This window comes from Marinobacter sp. RI1, from assembly GCF_041155085.1.
Classification (GTDB): Bacteria; Pseudomonadota; Gammaproteobacteria; order Pseudomonadales; family Oleiphilaceae; genus Marinobacter; species Marinobacter nauticus.
In genome coordinates this window covers 3,094,659-3,116,820 of sequence record NZ_AP031605.1, presented here as the reverse complement: position 1 = coordinate 3,116,820, position 22,162 = coordinate 3,094,659, and the positions used below count along the sequence as shown (strand labels likewise).

Here is a 22,162-nt window from a genome sequence, read left to right as displayed (position 1 = left end):
GAACGCTCATTAATCCGATTGGTTCAATTTTCGGTTTAACGAACAGGAATAGAAGACATGGCAGCAAAAGACGTTAAATTCGGTGATAGCGCCCGTAAGCGCATGGTAGCAGGTGTTAACATCCTGGCGGACGCGGTCAAGGTAACACTGGGCCCCAAAGGTCGTAACGTGGTTCTGGAGAAGTCTTTCGGCGCTCCGACTGTGACCAAGGACGGCGTGTCTGTGGCCAAGGAAATCGAGCTGAAAGACAAGTTCGAGAACATGGGCGCGCAGATGGTGAAGGAAGTCGCTTCCCAGGCCAACGAAACTGCTGGTGACGGTACCACGACGGCGACCGTACTGGCCCAGTCCATCGTGAATGAGGGTATCAAGGCCGTGACTGCCGGCATGAACCCGATGGACCTGAAGCGTGGTATCGACAAAGGTACCGCCGAAGCTGTTAAAGCCATCCGTGAAATGGCCAAGCCCTGCGACGACAGCCGCATGATCGCCCAGGTTGGCACTATCTCCGCCAACGGTGACGAAACCATCGGTAAGATCATCGCAGACGCGATGGAAAAAGTGGGTAAAGAAGGCGTCATTACCGTTGAGGAAGGCCGTGGCCTGGAAGACGAGCTGGACGTGGTTGAAGGCATGCAGTTTGACCGCGGTTTCCTGAGCCCGTACTTCATCAACAACCAGGACAACATGTCTGCCGAGCTGGAAGACCCGTACATCCTGTTGGTCGACAAGAAGATCTCCAACATCCGCGAACTGCTGCCGGTGCTGGAAGCAGTTGCCAAGGCTGGCAAACCGCTCCAGATCATTGCTGAAGACATCGAAGGCGAAGCCCTGGCTACTCTGGTGGTCAACAACATGCGCGGCATTGTGAAAGTCAACGCTGTGAAGGCGCCTGGCTTTGGTGACCGTCGCAAGGAAATGCTGCAGGATATCGCCATTCTGACTGGCGGTACGGTGATTTCCGAAGAAGTCGGCCTGACCCTGGAAAACACCACTCTGGATGACCTGGGTACTGCCAAGCGTGTCAACGTGACCAAGGAAAACACCACGATCATCGGTGGCGCTGGTGCCGAGGCTGATATCAGCGCTCGCGTTGAGCAGATTCGCAAGCAGATCGAAGACAGCAGCTCTGATTACGACAAAGAGAAGCTGCAAGAGCGCGTCGCCAAGCTGGCTGGCGGTGTCGCCGTCATCAAAGTGGGCGCCGGCTCTGAAGTTGAAATGAAAGAGAAGAAGGCCCGCGTTGAAGACGCTCTTCACTCCACCCGCGCTGCCGTTGAAGAAGGCATCGTAGCTGGTGGTGGTGTTACCCTCATCCGCGCCATTGCGGCTCTGGACAAGGTAGACGCCATCAACGACGAGCAGAAAGCCGGTGTGAACATTCTGCGTCGCGCCATGGAAGCTCCCCTGCGTCAGATTGTATTCAACGCAGGCGGTGAGTCTTCTGTGGTGGTTGCCAAGGTAAAAGAAGGCGAAGGCTCCTTCGGCTTCAACGCTGCTACCGAGCAGTACGGCGACATGCTGGAAATGGGTATCCTGGATCCCGCCAAGGTAACCCGTTCTTCCCTGCAGGCAGCGGCTTCTGTCGCTTCTCTGATCATCACCACCGAGGCGATGGTTGCAGACGAGCCGGAAGACGAGAAAGCCGGCGGTGGTATGCCGGATATGGGTGGCATGGGCGGAATGGGAGGCATGGGCGGCATGATGTAATGCCGGCCAGATCCCGAACAGGTCTCAGTTTCTGAGGCTTGGCCCGATCTACCCCTGAAAACCCCGCGCTGGTTCACACTGGTGCGGGGTTTTTCGTTTTTTTGTCATGAACTTGCCCAATGGCTTTGTTAGACTCGGCTACCGGTTTTTAAATGTGCCAATTGCAATGACTGAATCCCGACCAAAATCCTTTCTCGGCCCTGGCAAAGTGGTTCTGCTGCTGTTGCTCGGTCTGCTGGTTTACGGGATCACGCTGATTGTTCTGGTTCCGGCTGGCTGGCTCTGGCAGCAGGCCTCGGCCCAGGTGCAGCTGCCAGAGCAGGTTCGGGTGCAGCAGGTATCCGGGCGTCTCTGGAATGGGGCCGCAGGGGTTGTTGTGGCTGGTTTTCCGGCGCGCCTGGAATGGCAATTTGGCTGGCCATCGCTGTCCGGGGTGACATTACCGCTGCAATTTTCTGTGTCTTCATCACAATCCCGCGTGGAAGGGGTTGCCCGTGCCGGTTGGCAGGGTAATTTTGAGGTCAGTGCCAATGGGGTGGTAGCGGTTGCCGAGTTCGAGCAACTGATACGCCAGAGCGGTGGCGCCATGATTGAGGGAACCGTGTCTGTGGATCGCTTCGAGATGTCCTGGGCAGACGGTCGCCTGAAGTCAGCAGACGGGCTCGGGCGCTGGGATGGTGGCAGGGTTACCTGGCCTATGGGCAATCAGGTGGGCCAGGCCGTGTTTCCACCCATGCAGGCAGATCTGGACACCGTGGACGGAGGCGTTTCACTGGTAGTGGCAGAGCAGGGTGCAAGCGGGCCGGCGGCTGATGCCAGCATACTCTGGGATGGCATGATGGAACTGCGGGTGTACAAGCGCATGGTCGATCTGGCGCAACAGCCCTGGCCAGATTCTGCAAGGCCGGGTGACGTAGTGTTCCGGGTCCGGCAGCCATTGCTGCCCGGAGGCCTGTAATATGATGAAGCTGTCGGTGGGGCGTCAGGAGCGGTTCTCGCGTACATTGGCGAATCTGCTGTTGCTTGCGCTGGTGCTGTACCTTGCGGTCGAGCTGGCGAAACTAACCTGGTTGGTTGCCTGGAACGACCGGCCTGTGACGGAAATCTTCGGGCAGACGGCCGCCGGCGCTGAAGTCCGTAGCCGAGTATCGGGGGCTCCGATCGCCGGTTATGAATTCTTCGGGAGACCGGATAATCAGAAGGGTGTGGCCGACGTGGTGCGCCGCTCTGCACCGGAAACCGGGCTGCGCCTGAGGCTGGAGGGTGTGCTTGTCGGGCAGCGTCCGGAGGACTCCGGTGCTATAGTTGCCGGAAGTAACGGCGAAACCGAATACTATCGGGTTGGCGACCAGTTACCGGGCAACGCTGAGCTGGCGGAGGTCGAGGCTGGAAGAATTCTGCTACGCAGGGGGGGGAGGTACGAATCCCTGGCGTTTGAGGAACAGATAGAGACCGGAGCGCTGGTTGCGGAAGAGCCGGTGCAAACGGCAGAATCGCCGGATACCTACCTGGAAGACGCCAGAGCGCGGTTGGACAGTGAAGGCGTGGCTGCACTGGCAACCTACGGTCTGCAGCCTGCAGAGGATCGCAGTGGGTATGTGTATGATGGCTCCAACGCCATGCTGAACGCCGTGAATCTGCGTCCGGGAGATATCATTACCTCGGTGAACGGTCAGCCTCTGGGCGACATCGAGCAGGACAAGCAGTTGCTGGACAGTTGGCGCAGCCAGCCGCAGCTGGATATAGAAATTGAACGTGACGGAACCCTGCTGACGGTCAGTTACGCCATACCCGAACAATGGCGCTGACAGGGTACTCAAAATAACAGGACGATATCGCCAGATGTATAACCACAAGATCAACCTCCTCCAGGCAATCATGTTCGCGCTTTTATTGCCGCTGGCTTCGCTGGCGCAGGCGCAGGAAGAAACCTGGAGGCTGAACCTCAAGGATGCGGACATTCGGGCCTTTGTCACCCAGGTGGCAGACATAACTGGCTACAGCTTTGTGGTGGATCCCCGGGTTAAAGGGAAAGTGACGGTATTGTCCAGTGCCCCCATGAACAAGGACGAAATATACGATCTTTTCCTGGCAGTGCTGAATGTGCACGGTTTTACTGCGATCCCCGGAGAGGAAGTCGTCAAAATTGTCCAGCAGGTCGATGCCAAACAGTCTGCAGAGAACCTGAACAGGTTTCCGCAAACGCCTTCCGAGCAATTGATTACCCGTGTTATCCAGATTGATAATGCCAACGCCCTGGAACTGGTTCCGATTCTGCGTCCCCTGGTCGCCAAATACGGCCATCTGGCGGGTGTGGCTGCGGCAAACGCCCTGATTGTCAGTGATCATGCCTCTAACATCGCTCGCATTGAACAGATCGTGCGGGAACTGGACAGCCCCTCTAAATACGAAGTGGAAGTGATTCAGCTGCAGGAAGCCTGGGTTGGTGACATGGTGACCCTGCTGCAGGAGCTGGCACCGGAAGAGCTTGGCCGCGCTGGCGGTGAGAATGCCGCACGCAAATACAGCGTGACAGCCGACGAGCGCAGCAATCGATTGATTCTGCGGGGCGACGAAACCTTTCGGGACAAGATGCGCGGTTTGATTCTCCAACTGGACCAACCGTCTGCCAGTGGCGGAACCACCAAGGTGATTCGTCTTCGTCATGCCGATGCCAAGACCCTGACCGAAATACTCAAAGGTGTGATGGGTGAGGTAGTGAAAGAGGGTAGCGCTGGCGGCAGTTCGGGTGGCTCTGCCGGGAATCCGGGCAGCAGCTTTTCAGTTTTTGCCGACGAAGGGCTGAATGCTCTCGTCGTCCGGGGGGACCCCTCCCTGATGCAGGAAGCCGAGCAGATTGTGGCACAGCTGGATGTGCGCCGTGCCCAGGTTATGATTGAAGCGGCCATTGTGGAAATCAGTGATGAGCTGGGCGATCAGCTCGGGGTGCAATTGGCGGCTGGCGATGAGTCTGCAGGTTCATTTCCGGTGCTGGGTACAAACCTGACCAGTGGCCAGGGTATGGTTGGCCTGAACTCCGTGATTGGAGCTCTGGTGGGTGACACTATTCCGCAGCTAGCCGGCGGGTTGACCGTCGGTGCCGGGCAGCGTGATGAGGATGGTGTTACCTGGGGCTTACTGATTCAGGCACTGTCCTCTTCTTCCGCGGCGAACCTGTTGTCTACGCCCAGCATTATTACCCTCGACAATCAGGAATCTGAAATTATCGTTGGCCAGAACGTACCGTTCCGTACTGGCCAGTCTACCGTGACCGGAGACGGGACCACCAACCCGTTTACCACCATCGAGCGGCGCGATGTGGGGTTGTCGCTGAAAGTCACGCCTACGATCAGTGCCGATGGCCTGGTGCGTCTGGTGGTTGAGCAAACGACCGAGGACATTTCCACAACCAGCGTTGATGGTGCATCCGATCTGATCACCAACAAACGTGAGATTAAAACCACCGTGCTGGCGGATGACGGTGAGACCGTGGTACTGGGCGGTCTGATCAAGGACGATTACCAGGTCAGCAAGAGCAAGGTGCCGCTGCTGGGCGATATCCCGGTGCTTGGTCGCTTGTTCTCTTCTGAATCCGAGACCCGCGTTAAGCGCAACCTGCTGGTTTTCCTGCGCCCCACGATTATGCTGGGCAAGGCAGATGCTGTGGCGGCGACCACTGAAAAGTTCAACCGCCTCTGGGATGTGAACCTGGAAGTGCGGGAAAAGCTTGGCTTGCCGCAGGAAGAATCTGATCCGTCGGTTGATATGCTGTTTGAAGGGCGCCGGCAGTAGGGAGTTGTGCTGGCGAGACAGCGTGGATAACCGCGCTGTCTGATCATCGCCCTGGCGAGCAGGACTGGGGCGGTGCTTCGAGTGCTCTCAGAGTGGCGGCATCGGGCAGTCCAGCTGATCCGCCACCAGCCTCATTAATTCGTATTCCTTAACTTCCACCTTTCCGTCGTGACTGATGCAATGTCCGCAGGCATCAATAATGGCAGGCTTCAGCAGTGGAGAGAGCTTGCTGAGAACATTCAGAGCAGCTCTCAGGTTCTGCATGGTGATCTTGCTGTGCATGGTTTCGTCGTTTCCGTTGCCAAACCCGGAAATAGCTTCCTGATAGAGCGCTTGAGCCTTTTCCGGTGCTTCGGTGCCGGCCCGGGCGAACAGGCTCAGCACCTGTTCAATGGCGGGTTTGACTTGCCGGAAGCTTCGGTATTTCACGGGCACCACCTGCCCGGAGCCACGGCCTAGATGCCGCCACAGGAAGGTGGTGAGTGCGAGCTCGAAGAGGGTCACCCGGTTGTCCGCCTGAACCAGCGTCTGAATGTTTGCGAGAAGGGTATCCCGCTCCTCCGGGTCGAGCTTTCGCAACGCCGGCATGGCCAGTTCAAGCATTGGAAAACGTGCGCGTTCGCCAAGTTCTTTTAGGGATGGCAGTAGTTTGCCAAGCAACTCGGGTTGGGCGCCCAGCACGGAGTGCTCTGGTATGAGAGCAAGCCTCTCGGTTTGCTCGGGGTCCGTCAGTTCGTAAATCACCAGGCCATAGCAAAGCTGAACGGCCCCAGCCCGGGTATATAACAGGTTGCGAAAGGTCGATGGCAGTTTCTTCAGGAGACTGCTGGCGAAGCGCTCGCTGTCCGCGGAAACCGTGCCAACGCGGCTGGACAGCGCAGGGGTTGCCGTCGGAGATTCGTTGGTCAGGGAGCTCGCCAGAGGCGATAGGCTGTACTTTCGGGTGCCTTGAGCGGGTTCGACTACCTGGCTCACCAGGTCTCCAATGGCTGCCTTATCCGGATTGCGGCCTTGTCCCTGCAAGCGTGAGCCCGGTTCGGTATCCCGTAGCCTGCTGCGCAGGCGTGCCATCAGCCCTGGCTGGATGGCGTTGATTCGTTCGTCAATGGGAGGGTGGGATGCCAGCAGGGAGGTGAATTTCATCCTTGCTGCCTCGCCGAAACACATGTGGTTCATGTCGCTGGCATGGCTGGTAGTGTCCAGATACCCGCCTTTCATCCCGATTTTGAACAGGGCGGCGCCAATGCCTTCGGGGTTACGAGTGAACTGAACGGATGACGCGTCGGCCAGCATCTCCCGCTGACGTGAGACGGCCGACTGAATGAGCCGGCCAAAGAACACGCCGACATAACCGATCACCATCAAGGCCAGCCCGATCAGCCCCATGGCGGCCTGTGCCCGGCCGTCCCGGTTTCGGCTACGACCGCTGCTGTAGAAGCCGGCCCTCAGGAGAAACTGGCCAATCTGGCCGATCATCAGTATACCGGCCAGCAGGGCGATCAACCTGACATTGATGCGCATATCGCCGTTGAGGATGTGGCTGAATTCGTGGCCTACCACGCCCTGGAGTTCGTCCCGGTTCAATTGGGTCAGGGCTCCGTGGGTAACCACCATCACCGCTTCACCAGGGGTGTAACCGGCCACAAAGGCGTTGATGCCGGTTTCATGGTCCATCACGTAGAGCTCCGGTACCGGAACACCACTGGCAATTGACATTTCCTCGACGATATTGCGCAGTTTGCGTTCTTCCGGGTCGCGGGTGTCCGGATCGATAGCCCTGGCACCAACCATTCGCGCGACGCGGGTGCCGCCTCCGGCGAGGTCCACCCAGCGTACCAGGGAGCCGATGCCAATCAGCGCGACCACCGCACCGGCGGTTGTCAGGCCATGGCTGGACAGTAGCCAGTAATGAAATGGCAGGGCCGAGGTCTGGCTGCGGGTCACCATGTAACCCACCAGACAGACCGCCAGAGTAATCAGGGTGACTGCGGTGAGAAACAGCACAACCAACAAGCCAGTGTTGCGCCGGGCACTGGCCTGGCGCTGGAAGAATCCGGGGCTCGCCATGAATCAGGCCTCAGAAACTGACTTTCGGAGCCTGGCGGGCCTCTGGAGATTCAAGCTGGAGCTGGGCGGTTTCCTTGAACGCAAACAGGCCAGCGACCAGATTGTTGGGGAACTTCTCGCGGAAGATGTTGTAGTTCATCACGCCATCGTTATACGCCTGGCGCGCGAACGCGACACGGTTCTCGGTGCTGGAGAGTTCTTCCATCAGTTGCTGGATGGTCTCGTTGGCTTTCAGCTCAGGGTAGTTCTCGGCCACGGCGTAGAAATTGGCGAGGGCTTTGGTCAGCAGGTTCTCGGCGCTGCCAAGGCGTTGGATCTTGGTGCTGTCGCCTGGGTCACGGGCTGCATCTTTCTGAGCACTGACCGCGTTATTGCGTGCTTCCATTACCTGGGTCAGGGTGGACTTTTCATGGTCCAGATAGGCTTTGGCGGACTCCACCAGGTTGGGGATCAGATCGTGGCGGCGCTGAAGCTGGACATCAATCTGGGCGAAGCCATTCTTGAACTGGTTGCGCAAAGAAACAAGCTGGTTGTAGATAAACACCAGATAGAGGATGACAACGGCAATTACTACAAGACCGATGACAGTCGTTCCCATGACTACTCCTAAGGGCTAAAGGTTCAGGCGTTATTTTCCACGATCCGGGCGTGGAAAGTCTGTACGAAATTCTCAAAATCTCTGGGTAACAGGGGTTTGGAGAAGAAATACCCCTGAGCAAGCGCACAGCCACGCTGGCTGAGGTAATACTCCTGCTCTGCTGTTTCCACACCTTCTGCGACGACGGTCAGATTCAGGCTCTTGCCAAGGTCGATGATGGTGTTGGCAATTCGGGTATCTTCCTCGTTGATCAGCAGGTCCCGAATGAACTGCTTGTCGATCTTCAGATGCTGTACCGGCATCTGCTTCAGATAGGTCAGCGATGAATAGCCCGTGCCGAAATCATCAACCGCAATACTGATGCCGGCCCGATGCAGCCGATGCAGCTTGGCGACCGCATCGGTGAGGTTGGTCATAAAGCTGGTTTCGGTCACTTCCAGTTCCAGGCGTCCCGCCGGAATATTATGACGTTTCAGGGTGTTGAGAATATCGTCAACAATGGATTCCTGGCGTAGCTGAACGGCGGAAAGGTTCACGGCGATTCTGAGGTGAGTACCTTCGGATGCCCAGCGAGCGGCCTGCCAGCAAGCCTGATCCAGGACCCATTGACCAATCTCGACGATGGAACCATTCGCTTCCGCTACCGGAATGAAAAGGTCCGGGGGAATCATGCCGTGTTCAGGGTGTTCCCACCGCAGCAGTGCTTCTGCACCAATAACGCGCCGTGTCTCCAGATTGATCTGTGGCTGGTAGACCAGATGGAATTCGTGGTTTGCGAGGGCCTGGGCCAGGTCCTTTTCCATCTGTTTGCGTTCGCGAATTTCCTTATCGATGCTGGCCACATAGAACTGGAAGTGGTTGTGCCCGGTCTGCTTCGCCAGTGCCATGGTTTGTTCGGCGCTCTGGAGCAAGCGATCGGCCTGGTCGGCATCTGACGGAAACAGGGAAATCCCCAGGGTGGCGGTCATGGAAATCCGGTGGTTGCCCGAATTGATGGGAGAGCCGATGGTAGCGAGTACCTTCTCGGCGGTTTCCGCCGCCTGGAATCCATCGCGCAGATGTTTCTCAACAATGACGAACTGGTCGCTGCCCAGCCGCGCGACATTGAATCTGTCGGATGAGAGGTTGGCGGTCAGGCGACTGGCCACCGTTTGAAGGATGGTGTCGCCGGTGCGGAAACCGCACTGCTCATTGACGGATTTGAAGTCGTCAATACCGCAGACCATCAGAGCGATAGAGCTGTGGCCTTCCTGGGCTCGTTCAATAGCGCCCTGAAGATCTTCCATAAAGGCATCGCGGCTGGGCAGGCCTGTCAGTGTGTCGTAACGGGCCAGTCGGGTGACCCGGTCTTCTGCTTCCCGATGTTTTTTCTGGGTATCTCCGATGGCTACGAGCAGATTGTTGGTGGCGTTAACCCAGAGGCCAAGTTCGTCGGCCCGGTGTCCTTCCGGGATCGAAACCAGGCGATCGTCCGGGTGTGCCGGGTCTACCTTTTTGACCGACTGCACAATGCGCAGCAGCGGGCGGGTCAGCAGCAAATGGAACACCACGAACAGTACGATGCCAAGAATGAGTGCCAGGGCAATGCCTGATGCAAACGTCACCAGTGCTCGGCCGAGCCAGGTTCGAGCATAGGGGGCGGTGTCGTAGTGAACCTCAAGATAGCCGTAGACAAGATCCGGATTGCTGCCTCGCGTGAGACTCTCGCGATATTCGCGAACCTGGCCGAATATCGGATCAGTTAAAGGGCGAAACGGGGAGTCCTGCAGAGGCCGTAGCCGATCACCCAGTTCATCACCGTCGGGATGGGTGATTTTGGCCATGTGAATGGGTTCCAGGGCGAACAGTCCATCCACCACCTGTTGGGCGAGCGTGTCATCAATGCTGAAAACGGCCTGGGTGGCAGAGTCTTCTACCATGGCAAGGGTCTGGGCTGCATCACGCTCCAGTTCAGCGGATACCCTCTTTGCATCCAGCACCACCTGTACCGCGCTCATCAGAATACCGCTCAGCAACGCGACGAGCAGTACCCATCGGAGAATGCGGTATCCGAGGTGGTTCTCTACTTCAAAGGTTTTTTGCATCCGCTGTTCTTGGCTCATCTGTCTGATTGGTTCTGTCGGACCCTGCGACAGGATCTATCACGCGGCACATGACAGTATGGTTCAGATTCCTTTCAACTTCATGGAGTATGGACGATTTTTTCAGAGTTTCTTGTGGATGCGTGTGTCGATTTGTTTCGGTTTCGTCGCATTCAGATACAGAAACGCCCGCAGGGGTTCCCGTGCGGGCGTTTGGTCATCGGTCAGGTTGTTGCTACCTACCGTTGTTCCGGCTGGATCAGGCCAGGTTTTCGTTCACGAAATCCCAGTTGACCAGGTTCCAGAATGCTTCCAGGTAATTCGGACGGCTGTTCCGGTAGTCGATGTAGTAGGCGTGCTCCCATACATCAACGGTCAGTACCGGCTTGTCGGCGCCGGTCAGCGGAGTTTCGGCGTTGCTGGTATTGGCGATGGCAACACTGCCGTCAGCTTTTTTCACCAGCCAGGTCCAGCCAGAACCAAAGTTGTTGGCGGCCTTGTCGTTGAATTCTTTCTTGAAGTCTTCGAAGGAGCCAAAGGCCTTCTCGATGGCTTCTTTGGCGGCGCCGGTGGGTTCACCACCACCGTTCGGGCTCAGGCAGTGCCAGTAGAAGGTGTGGTTCCATACCTGGGCTGCGTTGTTGAACAGCGGGCCGCTGGCGCTCTTGATGATGTCTTCCAGAGACTTGTTGGCATTCTCAGTACCTTCAACCAGACCGTTCAGCTTGGTTACGTAGGTGTTGTGATGTTTGCCGTAGTGGTACTCAAGGGTTTCCTGAGAGATATGCGGTTCCAGTGCGTTTTTTTCGTAAGGCAGTGCGGGAAGTTCAAATGCCATGAGGTCGTTCTCCCTGGTTCTCTCTGTTTATGTGAGTTGACACTCTCGCAATATAAGGGCGGTTTGAGTTAAATCAACCCTTTGTTGTGAGAGAGCTTTTAAACTCGGGGCTGCCGGGCAGAAACTGAGCGCAGTTCCGGACCCGCCAGACCAGCTCTTCATAACTGTCTGCCAGAATGTTCACATGCCCGAGCTTGCGCCCTGGGCGCTCCCCTTTATTGTAGAGGTGAAGGTGAGCGTAGGGCAGTTCCAGTATCCGTTCAATGTCGCCGTGCTCGCCGATGATATTAATCATGCAGCTCAGGCCGCGTGCCTGAACATTGCCCAGAGCGTGTCCGCTGACCGCGCGAATGTGATTCTCGAACTGGCTGGTCATGGAACCCTCAATGGTCCAGTGCCCGGAATTGTGGACCCGTGGAGCCATCTCGTTTGCTACCAGGCCGTCCCCGGTCTCAAACAGTTCCAGAGTCAGTACGCCCACATAGTTCAATTCGTTCAATAGTGCTTTGATGTACTTTTCAGCATCTTGCTGGATGTGGAGTTGCAGTCCGGGTGCCGGGGCAATGGAGTAGCGCAGAATGCCCTCGTGGTGGGTGTTCTCGGCAATGGGGTAAAAGGCGACATCGCCATCCTCACCGCGAACAGCGATTATGGACACTTCGCGTTTGAAGTTAACGAACTTCTCCACGATTACCCTGGGGTGGCCGATGGCGGTCCAGGCTTCTTCTGCCTGTTCCGGATCTCTCAGGACAGCCTGGCCTTTGCCGTCGTAGCCCTCAGTGATGGATTTGGCTACCACCGGACAGCCAAGTGCCTCGGCAGCGGCTTTCAGGGAAGCAGCGCTATCGGCGATTTTCCATTCCGGCGTTGGAATGCCAAGCTGGCCGAACAGGGTTTTCTCTGCCTCCCGGTTCTGGCAAACCTGAAGCGCCCGGGGGCAGGGGTGAACCGGCTTGTGTTGGGCCAGCTTCTCCGCCACTTCAACGGGCAGGTGCTCGAATTCGTAGGTTACGCGGTCGACGCGGGAGAGGAAGTCGTCCAGGTAGCTGCCGTCGCGATCCACAATGACTTCCCCCAGACCGGCGCTGGGGCTGCCGGACATGTCGTAGAAGACAAATTCCTTTGCGAGGGGGTATCCGGCAAGGGCCAGCATGCGCCCGAGTTGGCCGGCTCCTAGTACACCGATTCTCATCTGGTTCTCCTGATCAAAAGAAAGCTGCTTCGGTGCCTGAGCGGGCCGGGGAAGACTTTCCAAAACACGCTACGGGCACATCCCTGTGCGCTTGTTTCGGGCCGTCCTTGGCCCTCAACAGTTTTGGAAAGTCTTCCCCGGCCCGCTCACCTGGCTTTGGCTTGGTGCTACTGATCCCTGGGATCAGGGTTATCCAGAATCGTCTGGGTCTGGTTTTTCCTGAAGTCTTCCACCGCCTGGCGAACCTTGTCGTCGAACGTGCCAACGATCTGTGCTGCCAGCAGGCCTGCGTTGGTGGCGCCAGCCTTGCCAATCGCCAATGTGCCAACAGCAATGCCGCCTGGCATCTGCACGATGGAAAGCAGCGAATCCAGGCCATTCAGTGCTTTTGATTGTACGGGCACGCCCAGCACCGGCAAAGACGTTTGTGAGGCAACCATGCCCGGCAGGTGCGCCGCGCCGCCGGCGCCACCGATGATGACTTTCAGGCCGCGATCGGCCGCGGTCTTGGCGTAATCAAAAAGCAGATCCGGTGTGCGATGGGCGGAGACAACCCGGGTTTCGTAGGGCACGCCGAGTTTGTCGAGCATATCGGCAGCGTGTTCCATGGTGGGCCAGTCAGATTTGGAGCCCATGATGAGTCCAACAAGCGGCTGCATAAGCAACAGTCCTGTGATAATTGGAAAGCCGGCCATTGTATGTTCTGGCCAGTTGCCGTGCAACACGGCAAGCCCGGGCGTCCGGGTGCCGGAGCGCTTTCTTTAAAAGCCTTCATTTTAACCTGTCCGTAACTGCAGGTATTATCGTCGGTTATACAATTAAACCATCCATTTCCAGGAGCTGTAATGGAATCCATCCGCCCGGACGAAGATGAGCTGAGAGCAGACCCCCCGATCGGCGCCGGGGAAGCGCGAACCCCTCGTGCCAGTAAAGAGCGTGAGACTGGGCGTGGGGCTCCCAAAGCCAGGCCGCCAGGTGCAGCTGCGGGCTCTGGCGGAGGCGGTGGTCGTGGTGGACGAGTTCTTGTCTGGGGAGCGATTTTCGGGCTTGCGGTGGCTGCTGGCGCAGGGTGGTATAGCCAGAGTCAGCGCATCGCGGCGCTGGAGAGTCAACTGGAAGAGGCGGATTACTGGGCGCGGCAAAGTAAGCTGGCGCTGGCCCGTTTTGAGGGCGAGCTTTCGGAAACCGGGGAATCCTTGCAGGAGCGGGGTGCCTCTCTGGAGGAAAAGATAGCGGCCAATGCGGAAAAGGTTGAGACCGCCAACAGTGAAATCCGCAAGCTCTGGGTGGTTGCCAATGAGCGTAACCGGAAACAGCTTGAAGAGCATGGTCAGCGGCTCTCGGTGCTGGATCAGAATCTGGCCGAGACCGGCAAATCGGTGTCAGATCTGGAAACCACGCTCGAGCAGGTTCGTACCACGTTTGCTGGAGATATCGCCCAACTGAGCCAGAAGCTGGAGACGTCTGTGGCTGCGCTGGAGCAGGCAAATAGTGAGGCGACGTCGCAACTGACCAGGCTGAGTCGGCAGATCGGTGATATCGATCAGGTGGTAGAGAGCCGTATCCGTCGGTTTGAGCAGGAGCAGAAACTGGGGATCGATGGTATTGAAAGCCGGCTGTCCTCCGTTGAGGCTCGAACGGACGGCCTCGCAGGAGCCGGTGATGTTCAGGCGCTGCGGAATCGGCTGGCAGAACTGGCCCGGACCGTGGAATCCATCGATGCTTCCCGTGCCCAACTTACCTCGCGCCTCGTGCGCCTGTCGGAGGAGGTCAATCAGCTCAGGGCGTCGAACTCAGGGCAGTAACGGTTGCCGGGGGTGAATGTAACGGTTTGTATTCATCCCTTGCGGTAGCTCTCATTTCTTGTGGTGGCCAGTTGTTATGATCGTCCCTACTCGATAAGGGATGAAGAGTGCATAACAATGAAAATCCGAGTGCCTTTCGTTAAGAGTGTCGCCGTTGTGGCATGCTTTCTGGTGTTGTCTGGTTGCACCGTTTATCAGTCTATCGGCAAGAGTGTGGGTGGCTTTCTGCATCCGGTGTCGGGCCATGATTTCGTGCATATCGACACCGATCAGTGGGACCAGAGCAATGCCTTGTTGTATTTCTACCGTACCCACTCCCAGTGGGCGGCGGATGAGATCGAGTCTCCCAGCGTCTATATTGACGACAAGCACTATTTCAACATCCGCAATAACAGCTTTACCTGGCTGGAAGTGAGCCCCGGTGAACGGCACATCGCCATGCGTCGGCCTTTGCTTGGGCTTGAAGGCCTGAACTCCTTCAGTTTGAGCCTGATTGCGGATGCCTCTCTGAAGGTGGAGCCTGGCAAGATCTACTACCTGAGATACAACGAACTGGAGGAGCCCTCGCGTCCTCATCCGGACCTGGACCCGGAGCACCCGCTGGCCTCCGGCGAGCTGCAGCTGGTTACCCGTGAATACGCCATGCAGTCGGACGAAATTGTGTCCACGCTGTTCCTGAACAGCGATCTACTGGCGCCGAACCATGCCGCAACGTCGATTGTCGAAGTTAACGAAGATACCGACTACGAGAAGCGGAAGCTGGCTCTTGAGCAGGAGCGCGAGCTGGAGATTGAGCGCCTGCAGCAGCAGGGTAAATATGAGGAGACCTCCTGGTTCTGGCCATTCGGGGGTGGGCCAACGGTGCCGCTGGAAGCCGATCGCAAGCTGAAGGCGCTGGAGCAGGAGTATGCCCAACTGGAACTTGAGCGCGAGCGCAGGGAAGAGGCGGAATCGGGAGGCTGGTGGATATTCTAGGCAATGTCTACACTGGGATTGGTGTAGTGAAGAGAGATAAAAATAATGTCCTTCAAAGATACGTTCCGGCTGCGTATTGACAGGCTGGCCAGGCAGGTTGGTCCGTTGCTTGAAGAGTCCTGGCGGGAGGCTCGGCAACGCCTTGATGACCTTAACCAGGCGCTTGCCAGTCAGGCGGTGCCTGGCGAGCGCCGGGCGCGAGTGAGTGAGCTGGCTCTGAAGCGAAAGTGGCAGCAGGCAGGTCAGAAGTCTGCGGAAATACGGCCCTTCCCTGAACAGGGTAAAACAGTACAACGTTCTGATTTTGATCAATAAATGTTCGCCTGAGAGCGTCTCGGAAAAAAGTTCAGTATTTTTCGGAAAAACATTTGACACAGTGAGCGAAATGCTTAAAATGCGCGTCTCACTTGGTTGAGACAGCAACGCTGACTCAGCAGGCGCCAAGCGCAGCAAGTGACTGTTTTGAGCCTGAAATAAAGTAAGGCAGCGAAAGTGGGTGGTTAGCTCAGCTGGGAGAGCATCGCCCTTACAAGGCGAGGGTCGCAGGTTCGATCCCTGCACCACCCACCACTTTCAAAACAGAGTTCAGATTCGGCAAAGCTGAATCGATGCGGAGCGGTAGTTCAGTTGGTTAGAATACCGGCCTGTCACGCCGGGGGTCGCGGGTTCGAGTCCCGTCCGCTCCGCCACCTTACCCTGGGTGGTTAGCTCAGCTGGGAGAGCATCGCCCTTACAAGGCGAGGGTCGCAGGTTCGATCCCTGCACCACCCACCAGATTCTAAAAAGCAGACCAATCTGGTCTGCTTTTTTTATGCCCTCAGAAAACGCCAAGCTCCTTTGGTGAGCCGCAAAAAGGCCGGGCAGGGTTACCCTGACCGGCCTCTTCCTGTAGTGCCTTTTCTGAATTACTTGCCGATCAGGGACTGGCCACATACCCTAACCACGTTCCCGTTCACGCCCGCAGACGCTGGGTTGCAGTACCAGGCGATAGCCTCGGCCACATCAACCGGTTGCCCGCCCTGAGACAGGCTGTTCATGCGTCGACCGGCCTCACGGATGGTAAACGGCATGGCGGCGGTCATCTGGGTCTCAATAAAGCCCGGGGCAATGGCATTGATGGTGATGCCGTTCTTCAGATGACGGGCCATGGCTTCGACATAGCCGATCACGCCGCTTTTGGCGCAGGAGTAGTTGGTCTGGCCGAAATTGCCTGCGATGCCGCTGATCGAAGAAATGCAGACGATGCGGCCGTTTTCCCGCATCAGTTTGCGCTCCGCCAGTTCCTCGTCAATCAGCTCTTCTGCAGTCAGGTTGACGGCAATGGTCATATCCCAGAAATGTTCGGGCATGTTGCCTAGGGTTTTGTCTCTGGTGATGCCGGCGTTGTGGATGACGAAGTCGACACCGCCGGTTTCCTTTTCGATAAAGTCTGCGATCAGCTTTGGCGCCTTTTCATCGGTGATGTCGCAGGCGAGCGCCTTGCCTTTCAGAGCGCCGGTTACTTTCTCCAATTCCTCGAGTGCCGGCGGAATGTCGAGCCCGATGACGGTTGCCCCATCTCTGGCGAGGGTTGCAGCGATAGCGGCGCCAATGCCTCGGGACGCGCCGGTCACCAGGGCCACTTTGCCTGCCAATGGTGCGACCGGATTGGTGGCTTTGGCTTCGTCGGCTTTGCCGATGCGAACCACCTGCCCGGAGACGTAGGCTGAGCGTGGCGACAGGAAGAACCGAACCGAGGAATCCAGCTGGTTTTCAGCATTGGGTGCTATCCAGACCAGGTTCGCGGTAGCGCCCTTTTTGCCGATCTCTTTGCCAACGGCTCGTACGAAGCCTTCCAGTGCCTGTTGTGCAGCGGCCTGGGGCGCCTTACGGCAGGTGTGCGGGTCCTGGCCAATCACCAGAACCCGGCCATTCGTCGCCAGTTTTCGGATAGTGGGGTGGAAAAAGTCATACAGGGCGCGCAATTCATCCGGTTTCTGCAGGCCGGACGCATCGAAAATCAGTGCCGAGAACTTGCCGGAGACCTCGCCGGTGATATCCAGTGCCTGAGCCTTGTTGCTTGTCTTGGCCGATTCGGCCAGGGTTTCCGGCCCGGTGGCGTGGTGCAGGGTGGCCGGGCTGGCGCCAACAATGCTGCCAAGGGTGGCGATGGCGCGGGCACCATTGCCGGCTCCAATGAGGACGTCGCCCTCAATAAAAGGCTGATCCACTCGCTTGAGGCGTTTCAGCGGGGCCGGTGACGGCAAGCCAAGAGACTGGGCGGCGGTTTTTCCCACCGGGGTATTCACGAGTTTGAGGTAGAGGTCAGACATGTTTTCTTCCTTGTGCATCTGGTTGATTGCAAATTAGCCTAAAGGGTAAGGAATCTTCCAGCTATTGTATTGACTGAACGCAGGTTGTGCGTTGTCAGAGTTGCCAATGAGAGACTGCCGTCAGGCGCTAGACTCATCAACAGTATCGGTGAACCGAAACAGAATCATCTGACTCACAAGGAAACACAGCGATGGCACAGGCAAAGAAAACCTCAGCACCCGTGAAAGGGGCAAGCCAGGGCATTCGACGGGTTGCCGTTATTGGCGGTAACCGTATTCCGTTTGCCCGCTCCAATACTGCCTACAGCAAGATCAGTAACCAGGAATTGTTGACTTCGGCGCTTCGTGGGCTGGTGGATCGCTTTAATCTGGACGGCATGAAAATGGGCGAAGTGGTCGCGGGCGCCGTGATCAAGCATTCCAGGGACTTCAACCTGACTCGTGAATCGGTTCTCAGCTGTGGTCTGGCACCTGAAACACCGGCCTACGATATCCAGCAAGCCTGCGGAACCGGCCTGGAAGCCGCGATTCTGGTGGCGAACAAAATCGCGTTGGGACAGATCGAGTGCGGCATTGCCGGCGGCACCGATACCACGTCTGATGCGCCGATCGGGGTGGGCGAAGGGCTCCGGGAAATCCTGCTGGACCTCAACCGTGCCAAGACCACCAAGGAGCGCCTGAAAATTCTTGGCCGTTTCCGGCCGAGCCATCTGGTGCCGGAGATTCCGGAGAACGGCGAGCCCCGTACAGGCATGTCCATGGGGGACCACTGCCAGGTGACTGCCAAAGAATGGAGTATCGCCCGTGAAGATCAGGATCGCCTGGCCTGGGAGAGTCATCAGAAGCTGGCAAAGGCCTACGAGGAGGGCTTTTTCGACGATCTGATGACTCCCATGGCCGGTCTCGATAAAGATAATATCCTGCGTCCGGACACCACGCTGGAAAAACTGGCCACCCTCAAGCCCTGTTTTGATCGGGAAAACGGCACCATGACTGCAGCCAACAGCACGGCGCTGACCGATGGCGCGTCGGCAGTGCTGTTGGCCAGCGAAGAGTGGGCAAAGGCCCATAACATGGATGTCAAAGCCTGGCTGACCTTCTCCGAAGTGGCTGCTGTGGATTTCGTCGACAAGAAAGAGGGCCTGCTGATGGCGCCAGCCTATGCCGTACCCCGGATGCTGGAAAGGGCCGGCCTGACCCTTCAGGATTTCGACTTCTATGAGATTCACGAGGCATTTGCGGCACAGGTTTTATCTACCCTGAAAGCCTGGGAAGATCCGGGATTCTGCAGGGAGCGCCTCGGGCTGGAAAAACCATTGGGCACCATTGATCGCGACAAGCTGAACGTGAAGGGTTCGAGTCTGGCCACGGGGCATCCGTTTGCCGCGACCGGAGGCCGTATTGTCGCCACGCTGGCCAAGCTGCTGGAGCAGAAAGGTAGTGGTCGTGGCCTGATCTCAATCTGCGCCGCTGGCGGCCAGGGCGTGACGGCAATTCTGGAGCGCTGATCCGGGCGGGATAGGTAATAACCGAAATGCGCTTTGACAGCTGGCGGCCAGAGCTATAGTATTCGCGCCACGTTGATCGGGCCTCTACCTGATTGATGAAAAGTTTGATGCGGGATGGAGCAGTCTGGTAGCTCGTCGGGCTCATAACCCGAAGGTCGTTGGTTCGAATCCAGCTCCCGCTACCAAAAAAGAAAAAGGCAGGTCAGTTACCTTCACTGATCTGCCTTTTTTGCTTTCTGGGCGGCAGATTATTCCCATGGCCATTATTGCCGGGTGATGCCCCTTTCTGACCAAGCAAAAGGAGCCCAAAGATGTCTTCCCGGCGACTTGGCGTTGTACGCCCCCTGCTGCAGATGGGGTTGATACCCCAGATTACCATCGGAATCATTGCCGGCGTTTTGCTGGCCGTGATTTGGCCTGATACTGCCCAATCGGTTTCTCTGCTTGGCCAACTGTTTATATCCGCCCTGAAAGCGGTTGCGCCTATCCTGGTGTTTGCGCTGGTGACGGCAGCCATTGCCAATCACCAGCAGGGACAGCCAACCCACATTCGTGGGGTGTTGCTGCTCTATGTGATCGGTACGCTGGTGGCGGCTGTGGTAGCGGTGATCGCCAGCTTTGTCTTCCCCACGGAACTCACTCTGGAGCTTCCGGAAGTCAGCGGCAACCCGCCTGGCGGGGTCGTCGAGATCCTGCGCAATCTTCTGCTGAGCGCGGTGACGAATCCGGTCAGCGCCCTGATGGAGGGGAACTTCATTGCTATTCTGGCCTGGGCCGTTGGTCTGGGATTAATGCTGCGCCAGGGCCGTGACGCCACCCGGCAAGTGGTGAACGACCTGTCCGATGCAATTTCCGGCATTGTCCGGGCCGTTATCCGGTTTGCGCCCCTGGGAATCTTCGGGCTGGTTGCCAATACCCTGGCCGATGCCGGCATCGGCGCGCTGCTGGAATACGGCCGCCTTCTGGCCGTCATTGTTGGCTGTATGCTGTTTGTGGCTCTGGTGACCAATCCGTTGATTGTCTTCCTCCACACCCGCCAGAATCCTTACCCCCTGGTATTCGCCTGTTTAAGGGGCAGTGCCATCACCGCCTTTTTTACCCGCAGTTCCGCTGCCAATATCCCGGTTAACCTTAACCTGTGTGACCGGCTGGGGCTGGACCCGGATACTTACGCTATTTCCATCCCGCTTGGTGCCACTATCAATATGGCCGGTGCCGCCATCACCATCTCCGTGATTACCCTGGCGGCTGCGAATACCCTGGGTATTCCGGTGGATTTCCCGACCGCACTGCTGCTTTGTGTGGTGTCGTCTATTGCGGCCTGCGGGGTTTCCGGCGTGGCTGGAGGTTCACTGCTGCTTATTCCGCTGGCGACCAGTCTGTTTGGTATCTCCACGGAAGTGGCCATGCAGGTGGTTGCCATTGGTTTTGTCATCAGCGTGGTTCAGGATTCCACCGAAACCGCATTGAACTCATCAACCGATGTTCTGTTCACCGCGGCGGCCTGTCGTTCGGCAGAGGCTCGTGAATCAGCATGACCACCGGGCGCAGAAATCTGGTGTTTATCGGCATGCCTGGCAGCGGCAAAAGCACCGTCGGGGTGTTGGTGGCAAAACGCCTGGGCCTGGGGTTTATCGATACCGATCTGCTGATACAGGAGCAGGCCGGGCGAACGCTGCAGGAGATCGTTGACCAGGACGGCTATCTGGCCCTGCGCCGGATTGAAGAGCAGGTACTGCTGGCTCTTGAGGTTGAAGGTCAGGTCATCAGCACCGGTGGTAGCGCGGTGTACAGTGAGGCCGCGATGACACACCTGAGGCAGAAGGGCACCGTAGTGTTTCTCGACATTTCTCTGGATGAGGTGCGCAGACGTATCGGCAATTACAGCCTCCGCGGTATCTCCCGTCGGCCCGACCAGTCGCTGGAAGCGTTATTTGAAGAGCGTTTCGCCCTTTATACCCGCTACGCGGACCTGGCCATCAAGGGCCAGGGGTTGAACCAGGAACAGGTCTGTCAGGCGGTCATCGATGGGTTGCCACAGTAACGAGCAATTCCTGTCAGGGCAGATTCTCGCGCCAGTGTTTGACCCGGACCTGGTCCTTGATGGCGTCGACCACCTCCAGTATCAGGTTGATTAGCGCTTCGTTTTCGGCCTCTTCCTGTTGTTGGCCAGGTTCGGGCAGGAACACGTTGACGATATCTTCAATAAACGCATGGTTAGAAGTGGAGGCCAGGTCTTCGAGAATCTGGTGAATCACATTGGCGACAATGTCACCCACCGCATTCTCCAGTGTGTCCTGGATGGTTGGCCCCACCACAGGCAGGTATTTCAACCGGGACAGCTCAAGATTCTGCTTCAAGGCCTGGTCCACCCGGTTTTCCAGGTAGGCCCTCAATGCGCCGCGATTTGGTACGTAACCCTCCTTGGCTGCCACTGCCACCCGCTCTGAAATCCAGTCTGACAGCATTTCCCGCCGCGGATAAAGAATATCCTGCTGGATACGCTCAAACAGAGGCGAGCCCCGTCGAACTTCTTCCTGAACACCGCTGAGTACTTTCAGGACAATCCGGTCAGACAACTCCTCCATGAAAGCTTCGTAGTAGAAATTAACGAACCGGAACAGCCGGGTGTTGGTGAAATCGATGATCTTGTACTGATGCAGCCGGTAGATAATAGAGATCACCCTCAGGATTCTCAGAAACCGGAGGCTGCCAACCGGAATGCAGCCCACCAGATCGTACCAGTGGATGAACGGATAGAAGTACCAGCGGTCATAGACTTTTGCCCTGATTGAATAACCCCAGCGCAGTACAAATTCGCTCAGGAAAATGGCCACGAAGATCAGGTCGTAGAAGATGAAGCGTTCATGAATGGGGTGGTAGGCAGATTGCAGTGCCGGCGCGTAGTCTTTTAGGAGATTCTGCACAGCCACAAAGTTGTAGATGGAATCCCAGATGATGAACGAAAGGTTGATGATCAACAGGCCAAGCATCAGAAAGTCGATCAGGAACCAGATCAACTGATGACTGGATTTCAGGTTTTCGCGGTTTACATGAAGCATCCGTAGGACCTGTCTATGACTCTATAAGTGTCTGACAGGTTAGCCTATTTCTGGATCAGGTACGAGGCTGACGGTGGCAACGGCGATGGCGTTATGCTGCTAATCTTAATACGGCGGGCATGGATAGCGCCCCGGTCTTGCGGGTAAACTCTCGCCCCTGTGACAGGGAATACTCACTTTATCTGGTCAGGGCAGCCATCCTTTGATGCGGTTATTCGGCAC

The 22,162-nt window shown here is 57.2% G+C and carries 18 protein-coding genes and 4 tRNA genes; 14 read left to right on the top strand and 8 right to left on the bottom strand.

Features of this window, described 5'->3' with window-relative positions; all coding sequences use genetic code 11:
- The first annotated feature begins 57 nt into the window (after positions 1-57).
- From groL to gspD, 4 genes are all read left to right on the top strand, one after another.
- Complete coding sequence (groL, locus tag ACAM27_RS14120; RefSeq protein WP_014421008.1) at positions 58-1,710, top strand: chaperonin GroEL; 1,653 nt, start codon at positions 58-60, stop codon at positions 1,708-1,710.
- A 166-nt stretch (positions 1,711-1,876) separates the two neighbouring features.
- Positions 1,877-2,668, top strand: coding sequence for a type II secretion system protein N (gene gspN / locus ACAM27_RS14115; RefSeq protein ID WP_041654614.1), 792 nt, complete (start codon positions 1,877-1,879; stop codon positions 2,666-2,668).
- A 1-nt stretch (position 2,669) separates the two neighbouring features.
- Positions 2,670-3,518 carry a type II secretion system protein N gene (locus ACAM27_RS14110; protein WP_369612152.1) on the top strand — a complete coding sequence of 283 codons (849 nt, stop codon included), beginning with the start codon at positions 2,670-2,672 and terminating at the stop codon, positions 3,516-3,518.
- 34 nt (positions 3,519-3,552) lie between these two features.
- Positions 3,553-5,502, top strand: a complete 1,950-nt coding sequence (gene gspD, locus ACAM27_RS14105) for a type II secretion system secretin GspD (RefSeq protein ID WP_011785501.1) — start codon at positions 3,553-3,555, stop codon at positions 5,500-5,502.
- 87 nt (positions 5,503-5,589) lie between these two features.
- On the opposite strand, the gene ACAM27_RS14100 is transcribed toward gspD, so the two are convergent.
- The 6 genes from ACAM27_RS14100 to purE all read right to left on the bottom strand — a co-directional run bounded on the left by ACAM27_RS14100 (position 5,590) and on the right by purE (position 12,937).
- Positions 5,590-7,569 carry a M48 family metallopeptidase gene (locus tag ACAM27_RS14100; RefSeq protein WP_121206873.1) on the bottom strand — a complete coding sequence of 660 codons (1,980 nt, stop codon included), beginning with the start codon at positions 7,567-7,569 and terminating at the stop codon, positions 5,590-5,592.
- A 10-nt stretch (positions 7,570-7,579) separates the two neighbouring features.
- A complete protein-coding gene (locus ACAM27_RS14095; RefSeq protein ID WP_011785499.1) occupies positions 7,580-8,167 on the bottom strand; it encodes a LemA family protein in 588 nt (195 codons plus the stop codon).
- A 23-nt stretch (positions 8,168-8,190) separates the two neighbouring features.
- Positions 8,191-10,251, bottom strand: a complete 2,061-nt coding sequence (locus tag ACAM27_RS14090) for a bifunctional diguanylate cyclase/phosphodiesterase (RefSeq protein WP_022991646.1) — start codon at positions 10,249-10,251, stop codon at positions 8,191-8,193.
- A 256-nt stretch (positions 10,252-10,507) separates the two neighbouring features.
- Positions 10,508-11,086 carry a superoxide dismutase [Fe] gene (sodB, locus tag ACAM27_RS14085; protein WP_011785497.1) on the bottom strand — a complete coding sequence of 193 codons (579 nt, stop codon included), beginning with the start codon at positions 11,084-11,086 and terminating at the stop codon, positions 10,508-10,510.
- A 73-nt stretch (positions 11,087-11,159) separates the two neighbouring features.
- Entirely contained in the window at positions 11,160-12,278 is a 1,119-nt protein-coding gene (locus ACAM27_RS14080; protein ID WP_153740471.1) for a 5-(carboxyamino)imidazole ribonucleotide synthase, read from the bottom strand.
- Between the two features lie 167 nt (positions 12,279-12,445).
- Positions 12,446-12,937, bottom strand: a complete 492-nt coding sequence (gene purE, locus ACAM27_RS14075) for a 5-(carboxyamino)imidazole ribonucleotide mutase (RefSeq protein ID WP_011785495.1) — start codon at positions 12,935-12,937, stop codon at positions 12,446-12,448.
- A 186-nt stretch (positions 12,938-13,123) separates the two neighbouring features.
- Here purE and ACAM27_RS14070 point away from each other — a divergent pair, with 186 nt between their 5' ends.
- The 6 genes from ACAM27_RS14070 to ACAM27_RS14045 all read left to right on the top strand — a co-directional run bounded on the left by ACAM27_RS14070 (position 13,124) and on the right by ACAM27_RS14045 (position 15,832).
- On the top strand, positions 13,124-14,083 hold the full coding sequence (locus ACAM27_RS14070; RefSeq protein WP_369612151.1) for a hypothetical protein: 960 nt from the start codon (positions 13,124-13,126) through the stop codon (positions 14,081-14,083).
- Positions 14,084-14,200: 117 nt separating this feature from the next.
- A complete protein-coding gene (locus ACAM27_RS14065) occupies positions 14,201-15,058 on the top strand; it encodes a DUF2846 domain-containing protein (RefSeq protein ID WP_369612150.1) in 858 nt (285 codons plus the stop codon).
- A 45-nt stretch (positions 15,059-15,103) separates the two neighbouring features.
- Positions 15,104-15,373, top strand: coding sequence for a hypothetical protein (locus ACAM27_RS14060; RefSeq protein ID WP_369612149.1), 270 nt, complete (start codon positions 15,104-15,106; stop codon positions 15,371-15,373).
- Between the two features lie 179 nt (positions 15,374-15,552).
- Positions 15,553-15,628, top strand: a tRNA-Val gene (locus ACAM27_RS14055).
- 42 nt (positions 15,629-15,670) lie between these two features.
- Positions 15,671-15,747, top strand: a tRNA-Asp gene (locus ACAM27_RS14050).
- A 9-nt stretch (positions 15,748-15,756) separates the two neighbouring features.
- Positions 15,757-15,832: transfer RNA gene (locus ACAM27_RS14045), tRNA-Val, on the top strand.
- A gap of 131 nt (positions 15,833-15,963) precedes the next feature.
- On the opposite strand, the gene ACAM27_RS14040 is transcribed toward ACAM27_RS14045, so the two are convergent.
- Entirely contained in the window at positions 15,964-17,370 is a 1,407-nt protein-coding gene (locus tag ACAM27_RS14040) for a 3-oxoacyl-ACP reductase (RefSeq protein ID WP_369612148.1), read from the bottom strand.
- Between the two features lie 191 nt (positions 17,371-17,561).
- On the opposite strand from ACAM27_RS14040, the gene ACAM27_RS14035 reads away from it, so the two are divergent.
- The 4 genes from ACAM27_RS14035 (at position 17,562) to ACAM27_RS14020 (ending at position 20,922) form a co-directional block, all read left to right on the top strand.
- Entirely contained in the window at positions 17,562-18,878 is a 1,317-nt protein-coding gene (locus tag ACAM27_RS14035; protein WP_022991639.1) for an acetyl-CoA C-acetyltransferase, read from the top strand.
- Positions 18,879-18,986: 108 nt separating this feature from the next.
- Positions 18,987-19,063, top strand: a tRNA-Met gene (locus tag ACAM27_RS14030).
- A gap of 126 nt (positions 19,064-19,189) precedes the next feature.
- Entirely contained in the window at positions 19,190-20,416 is a 1,227-nt protein-coding gene (gene sstT, locus ACAM27_RS14025) for a serine/threonine transporter SstT (protein ID WP_113878956.1), read from the top strand.
- Positions 20,413-20,922: a shikimate kinase gene (locus tag ACAM27_RS14020; RefSeq protein WP_121206868.1), complete on the top strand. Its 510-nt coding sequence runs from the start codon at positions 20,413-20,415 to the stop codon at positions 20,920-20,922. Before sstT ends, ACAM27_RS14020 begins: the two co-directional genes overlap by 4 nt.
- 13 nt (positions 20,923-20,935) lie before the next feature.
- Here ACAM27_RS14020 and ACAM27_RS14015 read toward each other — a convergent pair whose 3' ends face one another.
- On the bottom strand, positions 20,936-21,940 hold the full coding sequence (locus ACAM27_RS14015) for a hypothetical protein (protein ID WP_113878958.1): 1,005 nt from the start codon (positions 21,938-21,940) through the stop codon (positions 20,936-20,938).
- Positions 21,941-22,162 lie beyond the last annotated feature (222 nt).